This window comes from Streptosporangium sp. NPDC020072 (assembly GCF_040631445.1).
GTDB lineage: Bacteria > Actinomycetota > Actinomycetes > Streptosporangiales > Streptosporangiaceae > Streptosporangium.
Genome location: NZ_JBEYAB010000002.1, coordinates 255,468 through 274,089, shown reverse-complemented (window position 1 = coordinate 274,089; position 18,622 = coordinate 255,468). Strand labels below are relative to the sequence as shown.

Here is an 18,622-nt window from a genome sequence, read left to right as displayed (position 1 = left end):
CATGCTGACGTGATCGGCCAACGGTGACAAGCTCTGGGCTTAAGACATCGCATCGTCTCGGTGGAGGGCCGCATGTCGAACCCCAGTGTGGTTCCGTTCCTTCGTTACCAGGACGCCCCGGGCGCCATCGAATGGCTGGGCAAGGTCTTCGGCTTCCGGCCGTCGGTCACGGTGCCCGGCTCTCACGGGGGAGTGGGGTACGCCCGGCTCACTCTGGGGGACGCGGTGATCGTGCTCGCCTCGGTACGGCCCGGCGAGCCCTACCTGCGCAGCGCCCTCGACCTGCCCGCGGTCAGCCAGGGCGTGTTCGTCGTTGTCGAGGACCTTGAGGCCCACTACGAGCAGGCCGTGGCGCGGGGCGCCGAGATCGTGGTCGAGCCCGAGACCACCCCCGAGGGCACCAGGATCTACATGGCCTTCGATCTGGAGGGCCAGCTCTGGGCCTTCGGGGACGGCTTCGAGGCCGACGACTGATCTCAGTGGTCGTGGCCGTGGTGGTCGTGGTCGTCTTCCTCGTCCGAGGGGCCGTCTGAGGGTTCGACCCCCAGCACGGCCTCGCGGGGCTCGACCTGCTCCACGTGCTCGATCAGGCCCAGAACGTGGTCCGGCTCGATGAGCCACTGCAGGGCCGTGGCCCCCGTCTCGTCGGCGGAGACCATCTCCGCCTGTTCCCTGCGCTCGTCGTCGTCCAGGTCGGCGTCGGGGTGGTTGATCTCCTTCAGCGCGGCTTCCTGGAGCCCGGCGAGGTCCTGCACCTCAACGGTCAGCTCGATCGTCAGACGCAGATAGCGTTCGGTGCCCGATTCATCACTCATGGTGGAATCCTAGTGCCCCGACAAGGGACGATCAGACTACGGCAGCTTCCATTCGACCGGTGCCGCGCCCTGCTGCTGCAGCAGGTCGTTGGCGCGGCTGAAGGGGCGGGAGCCGAAGAAGCCGCTGCGGGCCGACAGCGGGCTCGGGTGGGCCGACTCGATGGCCGGGGTCGAGCCGAGCATCGGGCGCAGGGAGCGGGCGTCGCGGCCCCACAGGATCGAGACCAGGGGCTGGTCGCGGGCGACGAGGGCCTTGATGGCCTGCTCGGTGACCTCCTCCCAGCCCTTGCCGCGGTGCGAGGCGGGCTTGCCGGGCATGACGGTGAGGACCCTGTTGAGCAGCAGGACGCCCTGGTCGGTCCAGGGGGTCAGGTCGCCGTTGCTCGGCATCGGCAGGCCGAGGTCCTCGGTCAGCTCCTTGTAGATGTTGCGGAGGCTGCCGGGGATCGGGCGCACGTCGGCGGCGACCGAGAAGCTCAGGCCGATCGGGTGTCCCGGGGTCGGGTAGGGGTCCTGCCCGACGATAAGCACCTTCACCTGGTCGAAGGGCTGCTGGAAGGCGCGGAGCACGTTGGCTCCCGCGGGGAGGTACTGCCTGCCTTCCGCGACCTCCTGACGGAGGAAGTCACCCAGCTCGGCGATCTTGTCAGCGACGGGTTCCAGGGCCTGCGCCCACCCGGCTTCCACGACTTCGTTCAAAGGACGTGCGGCCATGCCGAAAACCCTATCGAGTTTTGCGACCAGGTACGGCTCGCGTGACGAATCACGCGAGCCGTACCTGACCTGCCCCTGTCGTTATTTCACGGAGCCCGCCATCATGCCCTGCACGAAATACCGCTGGAATGCGAAGAACAGGATTAACGGGATTATCAGCGACAAAAAGGCGCCGGGGGCAAGGATGTCGATATTGGTGCCGAACTGCCGCATCTGAGACTGCAGGGCCTTGGTCATCGGCTGGTTGCCGGTGTCGGCGAAGACCAGGGCGACGAGCAGGTCGTTCCACACCCAGAGGAACTGGAAGATCCCCAGCGAGGCCACCGCGGGCTTGGCCAGCGGGAACACCACGGTCGAGAAGATCTTCCACTCGCCCGCGCCGTCCATCCGCGCCGCCTCTAGCAGCGAGCGCGGGATGCCCGCGAAGAAGTTGCGCAGCAGGAAGATCGCGAACGGCAGGCCGAAGGCCGTGTGGAAGAGCACGACCCCGGCGATGGAGCCGAAGATCCCGAGCGTGCCGTACAGCTTCGCGATCGGGATCAGCGCGATCTGGACCGGTACGACCAGCAGGCCGACCACCACCAGGAACAGGGTGTCCCTGCCCCGGAACTCCATCCAGGCGAAGGCGTAGGCCGCCATGGCGGCGATGCCGATCACCAGGACGGTCGTCGGGACGGTGATGAGGACGGTGTTCCAGAACGAGGAGGTGAAGCCGGTCGCCAGCAGGTCCGAGTAGTTCCTGAGGGTCAGCTCGGCCGGCCTGGTCAGGGCCGTCCACCAGCCGGTGGAGTTGTTGGCGGTCTCGTTCCTGATCGAGACCACGAACAGGCCGAGTGTGGGAACCAGCCAGAACAGGCCGATCACCACCATCAGGGCCTGGAGCAGGCCGCCGCCGATCCGGTCGACGGCCCTGCCGAGGGGGCCGCGACTCGGCGCGCCCAGCGCGGGGGTCGTCACTGGTTGTCCCTTCTGAACCGGCGGATATTGATGATCATGAACGGCAGGACCAGGATCAGCAGGAAGATGGCCAGCGCGCTGCCCAGCCCCTGGTTGCCTCCGCCGCCGAAGGAGACCCGCCACATCTCAAGCGCGATCACGTTCGCCTGCGGCTGCACGGAGCCCGGGGCGATCACGAAGACCAGGTCGAAGACCTTGAGCGTATTGATGATCATGGTGACGAACACGACCAGCAGCACGGGGGAGAGCAACGGGACGGTGATCTTGCGGAACACCTGCCACTCGGTCGCCCCGTCGATGCGGGCCGCCTCAAGCGCGTCACGCGGAATGGACGCGAGCCCGGCCGCGATCAGCACCATGGCGAACCCGGCCCACACCCAGATGAACGCCCCGATGATGGCCGGGGTGATCAGGGTCGGCCCGAGCCAGGAGACGCCGTTGAAGGGCTCCTGGAAGTTCGACGGCGGCAGCCGCAGGAGATAGTCGCCCTGGGGCAGACCGGCGAAGCGGAAGGTTCCGTCGGCCTCGGTGGTCGCCGTCGCCGCGACCGCGTCGCCGCGCACCGCCTCGACCGTCACCCCGGCCAGCGCCTTCTCCGTGCCGTCGACCTGGTTGAGCGTGCCGCCGCCGCCCTGGGTGAAGTCGACCCACACGGTGCCGGTCAGCTCGCCGGGTACCGGCTGCGCCGCCTTGGCCGCGGAGGCGGAGGCGAGCGTCGCGGGCTTGACGCCCACCAGCGGCACCTGTACGGCCTGGCCCGGCTTGACGGTCTGCCTGGTCACGACCGCGCCGTCGCGTGGGACGACCGGCGCCGCGTCGTTCTCCCTCGGCCTGGCGTCGGGATAGCCGTGGGAGGGGCCGAAGATCCCCTGGACCGAGGTGATCACGGCGTTGGCCACGCCCCGGTCGGGGTCCTGCTCGTAGACGAGCCTGAAGATGACGCCGGAGGCCATCAGGGAGACGGCCATCGGCATGAAGACGACCAGCTTGAACGCGGTGGCCCAGCGGATCCGCTCGGTCAGCACCGCGAAGATCAGGCCGATCGCGGTGACCATGGCGGGGGCGAACACGACCCAGATCAGGTTGTTCCTGATCGTGGTCAGCGTCGAGGAGTCACTGAAGATCGCGGCGTAGTTCCCGGCGCCGACGAAGGTGTCCCCGGTGGCGTCGAAGAGGCTGCGGAAGATCGAGTAGACGATCGGGTAGATCACCAGCGCGCCGAGGACGACCGCGGCGGGCAGCAGGAAAACCAGCGCCAGCGTCGGGGAGGGGCCGAGCCTTCCCCGGCGGCCCGAGGGATTCGAGGGATTCGAGGAATTCGGGGGAGGAGCGGGAGCCGCAGACCCCCGGGCCGCGGCTCCCGCCGTCGTGGCCCCCACTGTGGTCTCCGCTGTCGCCCCGGCCGTCTCCGGCGCGGTGGCGGACGGCGGGGGATCGTCCGCTTGGCCCTGCGGGGTCGCGGGGCCGGGCCCGGGCCCGGGGGAGGCGCCCTCGCCCTCCCTCGGGCCCTGCGGGCCGTCCAACCGGTTGGTCACGGCCGGTCCCCCTACTTCCAGGCCTTCTTGGCCTCGTCCTCAAGCTTGGTCTGGGTCCCCTTGACGTCGGAGGGGTCGCGGACGAAGTCCTGCAGGAGCTTCCACTCGCCCTTGCCCTCGGTGCCGCCGAACGCGCTCGGCGCGAGGTCGGACATGTCGTAGCGGACCGCCTCACCGGCGGAGATGATCGTCTGGGCGAGCTTCTTGGTCAGCTCGGCCGGGTAGTTGTCCGGCGAGACGTTGCGGTTGGGCGAAAGGTAGCCGGGCAGCTTGGCCCAGATCTCGCCGCCCTCCTTCGAGGCGAGGAACTCAAGCAGGGCCATGCCCCCCTTGGAGTCCTTCAGCGCCACGGCGATGTCGCCGCCGAGCACGACCGGCTCGGTGTCACCGGCCTTGGGGAAGGGGAAGTACTTGGCCTCCTCGCCCAGCTTGGCGCCCGACTGCTCGGCGGAGGTGGCCACGAAGTCGGCCTCGATGACCATCGCCGCCTTGTCCTGGCCGTACACCTGGGTCGCGCAGGTCGGGAAGTCGGTCTGCAGGGCGCCGGAGGGGCCGCCGAGCAGGAACTCCTTCTTGCCGACGATCTGCGCGATCTTCTCAAGCGCGGTGGTCACGGTCGCGTCGGTCCACGGGATCTCGTGCTTGGAGAGCTTGGTGTAGTTGTCCGGCCCGGCGGTCGAGAGGTAGACGTTCTCGAACAGGTCGGTCAGCGTCCAGCCGGAGGCGCCGCAGAGGGCGAACGGGGCGGTGCCGGAGTCGGCGACGGTCTGGGCCGTCTTGATGAGGTCGTCCCAGGTGGCGGGGGGCTGGGCGCCCGCGTCCTGGAACGCCTGGTCGCGGTACCAGACGAGCGACTTGTGCGCGGCCTTGACCAGCACGCCGTAGACCTGGCCGTCGGCGGAGCCGAGCTCCTTCCAGTACGGGGTGTAGTTGTCGTCGATCTGCTTCTGGACCTCGGCGGTGAGCGGCTTGAGGGCCTTCTCCTTGGCGTACTGCTGGACGAGGCCGGGCTGGGGCAGGATCGCGATGTCCGGCGGGCTGCCGCCCTGGATGCGCGGGCCGAGGTAGGCGCCGGTGTCCTCACCGGTCGAGGCGTAGGTGACCTTGGCGCCGGTCTTGGCCTCGAACGCCTTGAGCACCTGCTGGAAGTTCTCCTGCTCCTGGCCCGTCCACTTGGCGGCGACCTCGATGGTCACGCCGTCCAGGGTCTTGGCTCCCGCGGCGGCCGAGGAGGCCGGGGCGCTGTCGCCCGGGGCGGGCGTCGAGGACGCGTTGTCCTGGCTGCCGCACGCGGCGAGCGCGAGCGCCAGGCCCGTCAACGTCACCGTGGCGATGGTCTTACGCATTCTGGCGAACCTCCTGTGCTGACGGAACGGAGATGGGGGGACAGGCGATCGGTGCGGGGGGACCGCCTGTCCCCGGTCCTGGGGTGGTGAGGTGAGGCGTGAGGTACGGCGGACGCCGCGCGGTGGGGATGCCCACGGGCGTCCGCCGAGAACGGAGAGAGACGGAAAGAGACAGAAACAAGGGGAAGGGAAGGGATGACGACTCGCGGAACGGAGGGGTGACCCCCGTCATCGAGCCCGGATGATCTCGTCGAGCTGACCCTTCATCGAGGTGACGACGTCGCCGCTGTCCTCGTCGAAGGGCGGGGTGAGCGCGTTGGAGACCGCACTGGCGATCACCAGGCTCAGCTGGTTGTAGTTGGCGCTCGTCGGCCTGGGTCGCGCGGACAGCAGGCTGTCCTTGAGCACCGGCAGGTAGGGGAAGCGCTTGATCAGAGCGGGGTCGTCGTAGAGCTCGGCCCAGACGGGGGGGAAGGACCCGTCGGCGAGCACCCGGCGTTCGTTCTCAAGCCCGGTGAAGTAGCGGATGAACTCCAGGGCGGACTTCTGCCGCTTGGAGTAGGCGCTGATGGCGAGGTTGATCCCGCCCAGCGAGCTGGAGCCGGGCCCGTTGAGGCCGGGCAGCCGGGTCACCCCGAACCTGCGGCCGATCGGCGAGGCCGTCGCCGGGCCGTAGGCGTGGGGCCAGTTGCGGGAGAAGGCCAGGCGGCCCTCCTGGAAGGCCAGCCGTGACTCCTCCTCCTTGTAGGAGAGGGACTCGCGGGGGATCCAGCCCTCACGAAGACCGTTGACCAGGAAGTCGAGCCCGGTCGTGGCCTTGGCGGTGTCCATCGTGACCTGGGTGCCGTCGCGGTTGAGGATCTGCCCGCCCGCCGACTGCACGGCCTCGGCGAAGTTGACGGTCAGTCCCTCGTAGGCGAGGAACTGCCCGGCGTAGCCGCCGATGCCGTACCTGTCGTGCAGCGCACGGGCCTGCCTGCGCAGCTCCGCCCAGGTCGTGGGCGGGGTGAAGCCCTCCTTGGCCAGCAGGTCCTTGCGGTAGTAGAGCAGCCCGGCGTTGCTGGTGTACGGCACGGCCCAGAGCTTGCCCCGGTGAACGGCGGTGTCCGTGACGGACGGCAGGAACCTGTCCAGCGGGAACATGCCGCGTTCGAGCGGCACGATCCAGCCGGCGTCGGCGAACTCCGCCGTCCAGACCACGTCCAGGCCGAGCACGTCGTAGCGGTCGCTCTTGGCCTGCAGGTTGGCGACCATCTGCGCGCGTTGCTCGTCGGCGGCCTCGGGAAGCTCAAGGAGCGTCGCCTGCTCCGCCGGGTGCGTCTGGTTCCACCGGTCGATCAGCGGTCGCAGATAACCGGTGGTGTCACGGCCCGTCACGAAGGTGAACGGACCGCTGCCGCCGGAGCGGTCGGCGTCCCGCGCGACCGCTCCCGAACACCCCGTCACCAGAACGACGACGAGAGTGACGAGAAGGAGGTGGCGCACGATTGCCTCCCTGTTTCCTGGCGGCTACATACATGTTAGGTAGATGCATGCATGTTATGCACAGCGTTAATGTGGACGTCAACGGATAGTCCCGTAACGCTCAGGTAACGAGCATGTCGAGGAGGTGGGGGGTGAGACAGTCGCTGCTGGCGCTCCTCGCGAAGGAACCTGCCCACGGATACGAGCTGAAACAGGCGCTTGAGCAGATCTTCGGCCGGGCTTACCCGTCACCGAACATCGGGCAGATCTACGTCACGCTCGGCCGCCTTGAGAAGGACGGCCTGATCCGCGCCGTGGACGTCGAGCAGTCGAACCGGCCGAACAAGAAGGTGTACTATCTGACCGCCGCGGGCCGGGACGCCCTGGACGCGTGGGTGGAGGAGCCGACCGAGGGCCCCAGGGTCCGCGACGAGTTCTTCATGAAGCTCGTCCTGGCCCCCATGACCGGCATCGCCGACCGGATGGCGCTGATCAACCGCCAGCGCCGCCACTATCTCGGGCTCATGCGCGACCTCAACGAACTCGCCGACCGGACAGACCGGGAGGACTACGTCGCACTCCTGCTGATCGAGGGGGCCATGCTGCATCTGCAGGCCGACCTCGACTGGCTCGAACGATGTCAGGAGGACCTTTCGTGAGTCACCCCCCGGTCGTCCGTACGGTCAATCTGGTCAAGATCTACCAGAACGGCGCCGTGCCGGTGCCCGCGGTGCGCGGGGTCGACCTGGTGGTCGAGCCGGGACAGTTCGTCGCGATCACCGGCCCCTCCGGCTCGGGCAAGTCGACCCTGGTGCACATGCTCGGCGGCCTCGACCCCCGCACCAGCGGGGAGATCTGGCTGGACGGCAAGCGGGCGGACACCATGAGCGAGAGCGCGTGGGCGCTGCTCAGACGCCGGAAGATCGGCTTCGTCTTCCAGTTCTTCAACCTGGTCGCCAACATGACCGTGGCCGACAACGTCGAGCTGCCCGCGCTGCTGGCCGGGGTCTCGGCCCGCGACGCCAGGGAGCGCAGGGAGCACCTGCTCGGCGAGCTCGGGCTGACCGGCCGCGCCGACGCCTCACCCGCCCAGCTCGCCGGCGGTGAGCAGCAGCGGGTCGCGCTGGCCCGCGCGCTGGCCAACAAGCCGAGCCTGCTGCTGGCCGACGAGCCGACCGGCAACCTCGACAGCCGCAACACCCGTGACGTCCTGCGTCTGCTCGGCCAGGTCCACCGCGACGGGCAGACCATCGTCCTGGTCACCCACGACGCCCGGGTCGCCAGCCTGGCCGACCGGGTGATCACCCTGCTCGACGGCGAGATCGTCGACGACGGAGCCCTGGGAACCGCCCGCCGCCGCCCGAGGGGCACGGCGGGCGACGTCGTCGAGCTGCGGGGATAGCCCGCGTTGTTCCCGAACACACCCCCGAGCGGAGCGGCCACGTGAGCACCCTGCGGGCCTCGGCCAGATGGGTCAGGGCCGACCTGAGGGCACGACGGGGGCAGGCGCTGCTGACCGTGCTCGCCGTCGCCGGGATCGTCACCGCCCTGATCACCGCGGCGACCCTCCTTGAGGACGGGACCAACCCCTGGCGGGGCCTGTTCACCGAGTCCAAGGGCGCCCACGTGTGGATCCACACCAGGGACGCCCCCCAGGTGGCGGCGCTGGCACGCCTCCAGGGGGTGGTCAGGGTCGCCGGGCCGTACCGGGCGGCGCCGGTGATGCTCACCATGAACGGCAGGCGGACGCCGGTCACGCTGCGCGGGATGGAGGCCAGGCCGCCGGACGTGGCCGTGCCGCTGGTCCGCGCCGGACGGTGGCTGCGCCAGGGGGACGACGACGGGGTGGTCGTCGAACGGTCCTTCGCCGAGGCGCTCGGCCTGCGGGTCGGCTCCTCGTTCACCGTGACGGCCCTCAACGGCGCGCTGCACCCGCTGAACGTGGTCGGCCTGGCGGACACGGCCGACCAGGGCTTCTACCCGGAGACGACGCCCGGCCTCGCCTGGACCCTCGGCACGACCCTCGTCAAGATCGAGCCCGCGCCCGGCCGCAGCGAGATGGTCACCGGGCTCAGGCTCGCCGACGGCGAGGACACCCTGCCGGTCGTGCACGGCGCGGTCACTTCGCTGGGCGGGCAGATCCAGCGCATGTCCACCTGGCGCGAGGTGCGCGCCTCGATGGAGCTGGACAACCGGCTGCTCGGCCTGCTGCTGGCGCTGTTCGGCGGCGTCGGCATGGTCGCCGCCGCCCTGGCCATCGCCAACGCCGCCGGCGGCCGGGTGCTCGGCCAGATCCGCGACCTGGCCACCCTCAAGTCCCTCGGCTACACCAGGGGCCAGATCTTCGGCCTTCTCATGGCCGAGCACGGCGCCCTCGGCATGATCGGCATCGCCGCCGGGCTCGTCTGCGGGCAGCTCGCCTCCTCCTTCGCGCTGCGGGGCGTGCCGATCCTGCCGCTCTCCCCGATGCCGCTGCTGGCCATCACCGCGGGCACCGCCGTGGTCGTCCTCGTCGCGGTGGCCCTGCCTGCCTGGCGCGGTGGCCGTACCGCGCCCATCCCCGCCGCCCCGGCCGCGCCGCTGCGGGGCCACCTGTCGCGCATGGCCAGACTCGCCCTCCTCGTACGGCTGCCGCCCGCCCTGGTGCTCGGCACCCGGGACGCCTTCAGCAGGCGGGCGCCCGCGTTCCTGAGCATCTTCGGCCTCGCGGTCCCGATGATGATGATCGTGGTCGGGCTCGGCTGCTGGGCCACCCTGGACGACTTCCTGAGCCACCCGGAGCGGGTCGGCCAGGCCGCGGCCCTCACCGTCCGTTCGGACCGGCTGCCGGCCGAGGACGTGGCCAGGCTGGCCAGGGCCGACCCGGACGTCGCGGCCGTCTATCCGGGCAGCGAGGTCGCCGCCCTCGAACCCGAGCAGACCAGGAGCGTGCTCGTGCGTGCCGTCGGCACCTCGGCGCAGCCGTACCCCTTCTCCGTGGTCGAGGGGCGGATGTTCACCGCCAGGGGCGAGGCCGTGGCCGGGCAGGGGCTGCTCGACCTGATGGGGGTGCGCATCGGCGACCGCGTCAGGATGACCGTCGGCGGCACCCCGCTGATCGTGCACATCGTCGGCCGGGTGATCGAGCCCGAGCAGGACGGCGAGGTGCTCTCCCTGGGGCTGGACAGCCTGGCGGCGAAGGACGCCGTGCCACCGCAGTTCCACAGCCTGGTGCTGAGGGAAGGGGCCGACCCGGCGACGGTCAGGGCACGGCTGCTCGCGGCCTCGGGCGAGGCGCTGGAGGCGCGGCGGGTGGTCAACCCCGCCGAGCGGCTCTCGGTCATCCGCGGGGTGATCGTGGCGCTGATCGCCGTGCTCGCGCTGCTCGGCCTGGCCAACCTGCTGACCGCCAGCGCCCTGGGCCTGCGCGACCACGCGTTCGACCTGGCGGTCCTCAAGGCGATGGGCCTGACCCCGAGGCAGGTCGCCGCGACCCTGGTCACCGGAACCGGCCTGCTCGTCGTGCTGGGCGTCGTCACGGGAACCGCCGCCGGGGTCTCGGTCGTCGGCGGCCTGATCGACCTTCAGGGGCACAGCAGCGGCGTCGGGGCGGGCATCGGCCGTACGCCCTCCGCGCTCACCCTGGTCCTGGCGGTGCTGGCCGCGATCGGGGCGGCGCTGCTCGTCGCGCTGATCCCCGCGAGAAGAGCGGCCCGCGCCCGGGTGCCCGTCACGGCCCGCTGACACGCCGACGCCCGCCGCCCGGGATCACCGGACGGCGGGCGTCGGTACGCGGGGTCACCCCTGCAGGGAGAACCAGTAGAACCCGTGGCCCGGCAGGGTCAGCAGGTAGGGGAGCTCCCCGACGACGGGGAACGGCACGCCGCCCCTGGCCTCGACCGGCGTCATGCCCTCGAAACGACGCAGATCAAGCTCGACCGGCTGGGGGTACTTCGACAGGTTGTTGACGCACAGCATGACGTCGTCGCCGTCCTCGCGAACGTAGGACAGCACCGCGGGGTTGCTGGACCACAGCTCGTTGTAGACGCCGGTGCCGAAGACCGGGTGGTTACGGCGGATCTCCAGCATCCGCTTGGTGAAGTGCAGCAGGGAGGCGGGGTTGTTCTGCTGCGCCTCGACGTTGACCGCCTGGTAGCCGTAGATCGGGTCCATGACGGCGGGCAGGTAGAGCCGTCCCGGGTCGGCGGTCGAGAAGCCCGCGTTGCGGTCGGGGCTCCACTGCATCGGGGTGCGGACCGCGTCACGGTCCTCAAGCCAGATGTTGTCGCCCATGCCGATCTCGTCGCCGTAGTACATGACGGGGGAGCCGGGCAGCGACAGCAGCAGCGCGGTGAACAGCTCGATCTGGTCCCTGTGGTTCTCCAGGAGCGGGGCCAGGCGGCGCCGGATGCCGAGGTAGGCCCGCATCCGCGGGTCCTTGGCGTACTCGGCGTGCATGTAGTCGCGCTCCTCCTCGGTGACCGTCTCCAGGGTGAGCTCGTCGTGGTTGCGCAGGAAGATGCCCCACTGCGCGGTGTCGGGGAGCTTCGGGGTCCTGGACATGATCTCGGAGATCGGCTCGCGGCTGCCGCGCCGTACGGCCATGAAGATGCGCGGCATGAGCGGGAAGTGGAAGGCCATGTGGCACTCGTCGCCGCCGACCGAGGGGTCGCCGAAGTACTCGACGACGTCCTCCGGCCAGCCGTTGGCCTCGGCCAGCAGCACCCGGTCGGGGAAGAGCCGGTCGACCTCGGCGCGGACCTTCTTCAGGTAGGCGTGGGTTTCCGGCAGCCCGGAACAGGTGGTGCCCTCACGCTCGAACAGGTACGGCACCGCGTCCAGCCGGAAGCCGTCGATGCCCAGGTCGAGCCAGAAGCGCAGCACCTCCAGCATGGCCTCCTGAACCGCGGGGTTGTCGTAGTTCAGGTCGGGCTGGTGGTGGAAGAACCGGTGCCAGTAGTACTGCTTGCGGACCGGGTCGTAGGTCCAGTTGGACTCCTCGGCGCCGATGAAGATGATCGGCGCGTCGGGGTAGCCGGTCGGCTCGTCGGCCCAGACGTAGAAGTCCCCGTAGGGCCCCTCCGGGTCGTGGCGTGAGGCCTGGAACCAGGGGTGCTTGTCACTGGTGTGGTTCATCACCAGGTCGGTGATGATGCGCAGCCCGCGCCGGTGCGCCTCCTCGATGAGCTGGATGAAGTCTCCGAGGTCTCCGAAGTCCGGAAGGATCTTCATGTAGTCGGAGATGTCATAGCCCCCGTCGCGCAGCGGCGACTCGTAGAGAGGCAGCAGCCACAAACAGTCCACGCCGAGCCACTGGAGGTAGTCCAGTTTCTCGATCAAGCCACGCAGGTCCCCGGTGCCGTCGCCGTTGGAGTCCTTGAACCCACGGACGAGCACCTCGTAGAAGACCGCTCGCTTGTACCACTGCGGATCGGCCGAGACGAAATCCTCGGGCACGGAATCCGGGCAGGGGGATGCATTCATCGTGTTCTCGCTCACAGTGAGAAAGGGCAGGACGAAGTCACCGGAGTGTCCGGCTCATGATGTTTGATGACTGCGCTGGGAGGAGCCGTCATCCCCACGTGCTCCATGCCCCCGGCGGACCGAATTCGTGGTTCGGTGCCATCCGTTGTGGCGCTTTCTGGGCCGAAGACTACCAGCCGTGTGAGTGCTGCGAAGCCCTCCCAAAGAGGTACCTCTCCCCGAGGGGACACGGAATCCCGTCAACTTAGCGTCGTCGGCGCGTAATCGTCCGCTCACCCAGTGTCCTTCGGTGTGAAGAACGCGATGATCAGGGCCCTGACCTCGGTGGACGACTCGCGCTCGGTACGGCCCCGCCGGAGGTGCCGCATGCCCTTGCACGCCGGGTTTCCGAGGGTGAAAACCGGCTTCCCTCCCCTCCCGCGCCCCGCTCCGGTGATGGATTCGGACGCTCACCGAGAGTCATGTAAAGGTCGGACGATCCCCTCGCTTTGATATGCCATCAAAAGGCATGAATTTTTACCTTAAAAACACAAGAAGCCGTAAAATCTACATAAAGGGGATCAAGACCAGGGCGGAGTGAGTTCGGTCAGCCGGTTCTCGTAGTCGCCCAGCCACGCTCCGAACAGCACCAGGCTCCGCACCCAGAACCGGTCGTTCCACCCGTTGAACCGGGCCAGGGCGTCCGGCCCCTCGGCGACCACGGCGTGCAACTGCTCCGACAGCAGCGTGGGCACCAGCTCCGCGACCCGGCCCAGCATGCGGTGGCCGTACTCCCTGGCGGGGGCGGCGGCCGAACGCAGCGGCACCCGGCGCAGCGGCTGCTTGACCACGTTGGTCGAGGGCAGGGCGGCGACCCGGGGGTTGGCCGCGTGCAGCAGCTCCCGGTAGAAGGCGCCCCGGGCCTTGCGGGCCACGCCGACCGAGAGCGCGGCGTCGAAGAAGGCCGGGTGCATGAACGGCGCCACGAAGGAGACCTCGGGACCGACCAGGTTGACCGGGGAACGGGCGATGCCCCGCGCCGTCCTGGTGTGCAGGACGGACAGCGGCAGCTCCGCCCGGTGGCCGTTCAGCATCGAGGTCGCCTGGGTGAACGCGGCCCCGACCGAGGAGGCGATCCAGTCCGCGGCCTCCTCGGCCAGGAACGGCACCGACGGGGTGCCCAGCGCCAGCGAACCGAGCAGCGCGGCCTTGCGTTCGGCCTGCGAGGAGGCCTCCAGGGCGGCCCCGCTGACCATGAAGTTCTTCAGCAGCGGGCCTCCGGCGAGTCCGTCGACCAGGGTGCGCCCCGCCCGGTGCACCTCCCTGGCGAAGGGGGAGTACCAGGCGTGGTGCGGGGTGAGGAACTCAAGGCGCCGCGCGACCGCCAGCGCGTCACCGGGGTAGGCGGCGGGGTCCTGCTCGATCACCCGGTGCGGCACGCCCAGCTCACGGGTGATCGCCTGGGCGAAGGGGATGTCGGTGTCGGTGCCGTCGTCCGGGCTGGTCGTCCACGACTCGACGTCGGCGCCCCTGGTCACCGCCACCGAGCACAGCAGCCGCGAGTCGTAGCCGCCGCTGACCGGCACCAGCAGGGGCCGCCCGTCGAACTCCTTGTAGACGTCGTGCAGGATCTCCAGGATCTCCCCGGCCGTGTGCCCGGCGTCCAGCGGCTCCTCCCGCAGCCACCTGGGCAGCTCCCTGCGGGTCGAGATCCGCCCCGTGGCCCGCTCGAAGACCAGCGCGCCGGCCCCGGCCAGCCGCCTGACCTCGGCGTAGGGGGTGTCGTCCCGCAGCGGGAAGGTCAGCTTGATGATCGAGGCCCAGGCGTCCCAGTTCACCTCGTACGGCGTGCGCGCCAGCGACAGCAGCGGTTCGAGCAGCGAGGAGAAGTAGACCGCGTCCCCGCGCATGACGTAGTAGACGTCGACCAGCCCGAGCCCGCCCGCGTGCAGGACGATCCGCTCGCCGTCGTCCATGAGCCCGGGCGTCTCGAACTCCTCGGCCACGGAGATCCACGACCCCGCCCCGACCGGTCTGCGCTCGCCCCAGGCGAAGGCCCACGTCCGCTCGTCCCGCCGGTACGGCGGCAGCGGCGCCGAGCTGAACAGCGCGGCCTCCGGCGTCCGCAGAGCGGGCCTGACCCGCGGTCCCGCGCTCCGCAGCGTCTCAAGGGCGGCCTCGTCGAGGTGACCGATGCCGCCGCAGACGTACGGCCTCACATTGAACGTCGGCCACTGCACCGTGCTGACTCCTCTGTGTCGCGATTGAGCAAAGGGTATCCTTTGCCCGGCTCAGAAAACGGAGGACGGCGTGGCGGACGAGCAATTGGAAAGCACCCGGCTGGCGTTGCGGGAGGCCATGGCCCAAGGAGAGCGGGCCGCTGAGCTGGCCAGGCTGCTCGCCGCGGCGGAGGCCAGGCTGGCCGAGGCACAGGACGCGACGGCCGAGCTGCGAGGTCTCCAGGAGCGGCTGGAGGAGGCCGAGGAACGGCTCCAGAAGGTCCAGGCGGCCGAGGAGAAGCTCCGCAAGGACCTTGCCGAGCAGCGCTACCAGGCCGAGGTGGCCAAGTGGAAGCTGTCCTCGGTGCAGGTGGCCCGCTGGTCCAGGCTCGGCGACGCGATCAGGACCGGCAAGAGCAACCCGGTGCGGCTGGCCCGCGGGCTGCGCGGAGCCGCGAAACCCGCCAAGCGCCCCGCGGCGCCCAAACGGCAGCCGATCCCGCAGCGGGCCACCGGCAAGCCGGTCCCCGGCGCCTCCTTCCAGGCGACCACCTCGACCAGGACGGTCGGCGGCGCCTCGGTCAAGCTCAAGCCCTTCCGTGTGCCGACGGGCCCGAACACCCGACCGCACCTGACCGTCGCCGTCGTGGCCGAGCCGCACGCCGAGGCGCTGCTGCGCTACGAGTGGCGCCAGAGCACCGGCTTCACCCCGCGCGACTTCGCCAGGGTGCTGGCCGCAGAGGTGCCGCACCTGCTGCTGGTCGAGTCGGTCACCACCGGCCCCTGGGCCGAGGAGCTCGCGGGGGCAGGTGAGGGGCTGCGCGCGCTGCTGGCCTGGTGCGCCGAACGGGGCATCCGCACCGTCTTCTGGCACACCGGAGGCGAGGTGGCCGCCTTCTCCGCCGCCGCCTCGCTGTTCGAGCACATCGTCACCGCGCTGCCCAGGAGCGTGGGCGAATGGGGGGCGGCCCTGGCCTCCTGCGAGCCGGAACCGGGCCGTCGTACCCCCTCACTCGGGCTGCTGCCCTTCGCCGTGCAGCCCCGCGTGCACAACCCGCTGCCGCTGGCCGGAGACCGCTTCGACCGGGTGCTGACCCTGGAGGAGCTGCTCCCGGCACACCTGTCCTATCCCGACGTGCTCACCTCCTACCGCTGGCCGAAGGCCGTCGACTGCCCGCCGGGCACCGACCCGTGGCGGATGGCCGAGCTGGCCGCCTGCGGCACGCCGATCGCCGCCTCGCCCTTGGCGGCGCCCGCGCAGCCCGCCGAGCCCCTCCCACTCGGCGCCACACCCGACACCGGCGCCGAGGCCCGCAGGGCGCACGCGGCGCTGCGCCAGGCCTACGCCTCGGGCACGATGAGCCAGAAGGTGGACGACCTGCTCGGCGTGGTCGGCCTGCCCAGCGCGCGCGCCACCCTGAACATCTCGGTGATCATGATCGACAGGGGCGACCTCGACCACACCCTCGCCCAGGTCGTGCCGCAGAAGGGCGTCATCCAGCTCGTCCTGCTCTCCGACGCCGAGGACGCCCTGAAGCGGGCCCGCGACGCCATGTCCACCGGGGTCGAGGTCGTGGTCCGTCCCGGCGACCCCGAGCTGACCACGGGCACCATGCTGAACCGGGCCCTCGACCTGTGCCAGGGCGACCTGGTCGCGGTCATGGACGCCCAGGACGTGTACGGCGAGCACTATCTGACCGATCTGGCCCGCGCCTTCCTGTTCACCACCGCCGACATCGTCGGCAAGGCCGCCTACTACGCCCACCTGCGTGACGTCGCCGCGACGGTGTTGCGCCAGCCGTCCGCCGAGTACTCCTACCTGCCCGAGGTCGCGGGAGCCACCCTGCTGGCCCGCCGGGCCGTACTGCGCGGGATCGGGTTCGCCGACGTCTCCGAGGGGTGGGACGAGGTGCTGATGCGGCAGTGCCGTACGGACGGGGTGAAGGTCTTCTCCGCCGACCGCTTCGGCTACGTCCGCATGCGTGACCGTGACCGCTGGCTCCTCGGCTCCGCCCAGCTCGTCGACTACGGCCCCCCGGAGCCCCACGCCCTGGCCTGAACCGTGCGGCCTGGCGTCGTCCCGAGAGGGGATCGTGGCTGTTCGAATACCCTGAGTCGTCGGGCGCGCTTGGGGTGACGTACAGCTCAAGATCGTTTCAGACTTCGGCGACCCGTCCATGGTGCTCGACATGCCCCGTGGCCGCCGTACAGGTTGACGGCGACGGGGCTTCGGTGGCGACACGTCGTTGAGCGCCCGACGGGTTCTCGCGGGGATGGAACCGGTGTGCTCGGGTATCGTGCCTTTCATGTCGAGCCCTGAGGCATCCAGGACGGGGGCTTTCGGTCACCCGTCAGCCCCCTGAACCACTCAAGACCCTGTCCCGCCGTACGGCGGCGGCGACAGGAGCGGCCGGGCCGCTGACCGCGGTGACGAGACGTCCCATCCGATCTCTCATCACCCCGGGATCTCTCGATGCCTCTGCCCGTCTACCTGCTCTCCATGGCGATCTTCGCCATGGGCACGTCCGAATTCATGCTCGCCGGTCTGCTGCCGGACATCGCCGCCGACCTCGGTGTCCCGGTCGCGACGGCGGGGCTGCTCACCCCGGCCTTCGCCGCCGGGATGGTGGTGGGCGCCCCGCTCACGGCGGGACTCGCACGCCGGTGGCCACGGCGGGCCGGCCTGCTGGGCCTCCTCGGCCTGTTCCTGGTCACGCACGTCGCCGGTGCCCTCACCGGCGATTTCACGGTCCTGTTCGTCACCCGGTTCCTCGCGGCGCTCGCCAACGCGGGCTTCCTGGCGGTCGCGCTCACCACGGCCACCGGGATGGTGCCCGCCGACCGGAGGGGCCGGGCACTGGCCGTCCTGCTGGGCGGCGTCACGATCGCGACCGTTGCCGGGGTTCCGGGAGGCGCCCTGCTGGGGACGCTGCTCGGCTGGCGCGCCACCTTCTGGGTGGTCGCGGCGCTGTGCGTGCCCTCGGCGCTCGGTGTGGTGCTCGGCGTCCCCCCGGGTACGGCGCGACTCGACGGACCGGTTCCCGACCTGCGCCGAGAGCTCGCCGAGCTGCGGCGCCCCAGGCTGGTGCTGGTCCTGTCGCTGGGCGCGCTGGTCAACGCCGCGACCTTCGGCACCTTCACCTTCCTGGCCCCGATCGTCACCGGTGTCGCCGGGCTCGACCCGCTGTGGGTCCCCGTCGTGCTGGTGCTGTTCGGTGTTGGTTCCTTCGTCGGAGTCACCGTCGCCGGGAGGCTGTCCGATCGGAGGCCCGGCCTGGTCGTCGCGGTCGCCGGGCCGTCGCTGCTCTGCGGCTGGGTCGTCCTCGGACTCACCGCCGTCCATCCGGCCGCCCTGCTGGTCCTGGCCCTCGTCCAGGGGGCGCTCTCCTTCGGCCTCGGGAGCACGCTGATCGCACGTGTGCTCCACGAGGCTCCGGGGGCACCCACCATGGCGGGGTCCTACGCCACCGCCGCCCTCAACGTCGGAGCCGTCGCCGGTCCGGCCCTCGCCGCGGCCACCCTGGCAACCGGCTCCGCAGGAACGGGCCCCGTCTGGGTCAGCGGCGCCCTGGTCGCGACCGCGCTCCTGCTGGTCCTGCCGTTCCTCCGGGTGGTCGTCCGGCCGTGAGCCGTTCGGGGCCTTAGGCTGCCGGGCGTGACGGTTGGTCAGCTCGGGGCGCCGCCCGTGCCCGGGGGCATGGGAGCGGGCGGCGCTCTGCGTTTCGGTCACCGTGCGAATTTCAACCAGGACGCCGGTCCTCTTTTCCGTCGTCCGGCAAAGAAACGGAGAAGAGATCTTTGTAACGTGAGATATCGCTGAAGCCTCTTGTGTAAAGACTTGTCTCCGAGGACAGATCGTCATACAGGGCGGCCCGAACGTCCGCGGTTCCGAGGAATTTCCATTCCACGGTCTCTCCGTACTGGTTCCTGTACGACGTCTCCTCCTCGCGGCCCATCGCCTCGGCGGCCGCGTGGGCCTTCTCGTCCGACTCCTCGTACAGGACGACGAAGTCCTCGGTGTACTCAGAAGGAGTGCGGCCGTCCTTCACGATGACCTCGAAAACCAGGATCGCCATATAAGGAAGCCGGCTCATCTGGACTCCTGTCGCATTTCCTGTGTGTCTCGCGGG

At 70.1% G+C, this 18,622-nt stretch carries 15 protein-coding genes; 6 read left to right on the top strand and 9 right to left on the bottom strand.

All coding sequences use genetic code 11. The features are described from left to right. Positions 1-72: 72 nt before the first annotated feature. On the top strand, positions 73-474 hold the full coding sequence (locus ABZ470_RS04550; RefSeq protein WP_352009701.1) for a VOC family protein: 402 nt from the start codon (positions 73-75) through the stop codon (positions 472-474). Positions 475-476: 2 nt separating this feature from the next. Here ABZ470_RS04550 and ABZ470_RS04545 read toward each other — a convergent pair whose 3' ends face one another. The 6 genes from ABZ470_RS04545 to ABZ470_RS04520 form a co-directional block, all read right to left on the bottom strand. Beyond that, positions 477-815 (bottom strand): hypothetical protein, encoded by a 339-nt coding sequence (locus ABZ470_RS04545; RefSeq protein ID WP_352009700.1) that lies wholly within the window; start codon positions 813-815, stop codon positions 477-479. Between the two features lie 36 nt (positions 816-851). Continuing rightward, complete coding sequence (locus ABZ470_RS04540) at positions 852-1,529, bottom strand: uracil-DNA glycosylase (RefSeq protein ID WP_352009699.1); 678 nt, start codon at positions 1,527-1,529, stop codon at positions 852-854. A gap of 81 nt (positions 1,530-1,610) precedes the next feature. After that, positions 1,611-2,486, bottom strand: a complete 876-nt coding sequence (locus tag ABZ470_RS04535) for a carbohydrate ABC transporter permease (protein ID WP_352009698.1) — start codon at positions 2,484-2,486, stop codon at positions 1,611-1,613. After that, on the bottom strand, positions 2,483-4,021 hold the full coding sequence (locus ABZ470_RS04530) for a sugar ABC transporter permease (protein WP_362909910.1): 1,539 nt from the start codon (positions 4,019-4,021) through the stop codon (positions 2,483-2,485). The genes ABZ470_RS04535 and ABZ470_RS04530 overlap by 4 nt, the downstream gene beginning before the upstream one ends. A gap of 11 nt (positions 4,022-4,032) precedes the next feature. After that, entirely contained in the window at positions 4,033-5,367 is a 1,335-nt protein-coding gene (locus tag ABZ470_RS04525) for an ABC transporter substrate-binding protein (RefSeq protein WP_352009696.1), read from the bottom strand. A 228-nt stretch (positions 5,368-5,595) separates the two neighbouring features. Next, complete coding sequence (locus ABZ470_RS04520) at positions 5,596-6,852, bottom strand: ABC transporter substrate-binding protein (protein WP_362909908.1); 1,257 nt, start codon at positions 6,850-6,852, stop codon at positions 5,596-5,598. A 131-nt stretch (positions 6,853-6,983) separates the two neighbouring features. Here ABZ470_RS04520 and ABZ470_RS04515 point away from each other — a divergent pair, with 131 nt between their 5' ends. Genes ABZ470_RS04515 through ABZ470_RS04505 form a run of 3 tightly spaced genes read left to right on the top strand, consistent with a single transcriptional unit; the run spans position 6,984 to position 10,554 of the window. Further along, the gene (locus tag ABZ470_RS04515; protein ID WP_352009694.1) at positions 6,984-7,490 is read left to right on the top strand and encodes a PadR family transcriptional regulator; all 507 of its coding nucleotides are present in this window, start codon (positions 6,984-6,986) and stop codon (positions 7,488-7,490) included. After that, positions 7,487-8,233, top strand: coding sequence for an ABC transporter ATP-binding protein (locus ABZ470_RS04510; RefSeq protein ID WP_362909906.1), 747 nt, complete (start codon positions 7,487-7,489; stop codon positions 8,231-8,233). Before ABZ470_RS04515 ends, ABZ470_RS04510 begins: the two co-directional genes overlap by 4 nt. A gap of 41 nt (positions 8,234-8,274) precedes the next feature. Further along, positions 8,275-10,554, top strand: a complete 2,280-nt coding sequence (locus tag ABZ470_RS04505) for an FtsX-like permease family protein (protein ID WP_362909904.1) — start codon at positions 8,275-8,277, stop codon at positions 10,552-10,554. 54 nt (positions 10,555-10,608) lie between these two features. On the opposite strand, the gene treS is transcribed toward ABZ470_RS04505, so the two are convergent. Together treS and ABZ470_RS04495 are read right to left on the bottom strand one after the other, a co-directional pair. Then, positions 10,609-12,294 (bottom strand): maltose alpha-D-glucosyltransferase, encoded by a 1,686-nt coding sequence (gene treS, locus ABZ470_RS04500; RefSeq protein ID WP_352009691.1) that lies wholly within the window; start codon positions 12,292-12,294, stop codon positions 10,609-10,611. 560 nt (positions 12,295-12,854) lie between these two features. After that, positions 12,855-14,513, bottom strand: coding sequence for an asparagine synthetase B family protein (locus tag ABZ470_RS04495; protein ID WP_362777152.1), 1,659 nt, complete (start codon positions 14,511-14,513; stop codon positions 12,855-12,857). 70 nt (positions 14,514-14,583) lie between these two features. Here ABZ470_RS04495 and ABZ470_RS04490 point away from each other — a divergent pair, with 70 nt between their 5' ends. Both ABZ470_RS04490 and ABZ470_RS04485 read left to right on the top strand, forming a co-directional pair. Beyond that, the gene (locus ABZ470_RS04490; RefSeq protein ID WP_362909902.1) at positions 14,584-16,551 is read left to right on the top strand and encodes a glycosyltransferase; all 1,968 of its coding nucleotides are present in this window, start codon (positions 14,584-14,586) and stop codon (positions 16,549-16,551) included. A gap of 414 nt (positions 16,552-16,965) precedes the next feature. Further along, a complete protein-coding gene (locus ABZ470_RS04485; protein WP_362909900.1) occupies positions 16,966-18,120 on the top strand; it encodes a Cmx/CmrA family chloramphenicol efflux MFS transporter in 1,155 nt (384 codons plus the stop codon). Between the two features lie 112 nt (positions 18,121-18,232). Here the strand turns inward: ABZ470_RS04485 and ABZ470_RS04480 are convergent, their stop codons facing one another. Continuing rightward, the gene (locus tag ABZ470_RS04480) at positions 18,233-18,586 is read right to left on the bottom strand and encodes a DUF4288 domain-containing protein (protein ID WP_362909898.1); all 354 of its coding nucleotides are present in this window, start codon (positions 18,584-18,586) and stop codon (positions 18,233-18,235) included. Between the last annotated feature and the right edge of the window lie 36 nt (positions 18,587-18,622).

Excerpts from the sequence above, each read along its gene's own strand:
- ABZ470_RS04550 (WP_352009701.1), top strand. The coding sequence starts at position 73 with ATGTCGAACCCCAGTGTGGTTCCGTTCCTTCGTTACCAGGACGCCCCG.
- ABZ470_RS04545 (WP_352009700.1), bottom strand. The coding sequence starts at position 815 with ATGAGTGATGAATCGGGCACCGAACGCTATCTGCGTCTGACGATCGAG.
- ABZ470_RS04540 (WP_352009699.1), bottom strand. The coding sequence starts at position 1,529 with ATGGCCGCACGTCCTTTGAACGAAGTCGTGGAAGCCGGGTGGGCGCAG.
- ABZ470_RS04525 (WP_352009696.1), bottom strand. The coding sequence starts at position 5,367 with ATGCGTAAGACCATCGCCACGGTGACGTTGACGGGCCTGGCGCTCGCG.
- treS (WP_352009691.1), bottom strand. The coding sequence starts at position 12,294 with ATGAATGCATCCCCCTGCCCGGATTCCGTGCCCGAGGATTTCGTCTCG.
- ABZ470_RS04485 (WP_362909900.1), top strand. The coding sequence starts at position 16,966 with ATGCCTCTGCCCGTCTACCTGCTCTCCATGGCGATCTTCGCCATGGGC.
- ABZ470_RS04480 (WP_362909898.1), bottom strand. The coding sequence starts at position 18,586 with ATGAGCCGGCTTCCTTATATGGCGATCCTGGTTTTCGAGGTCATCGTG.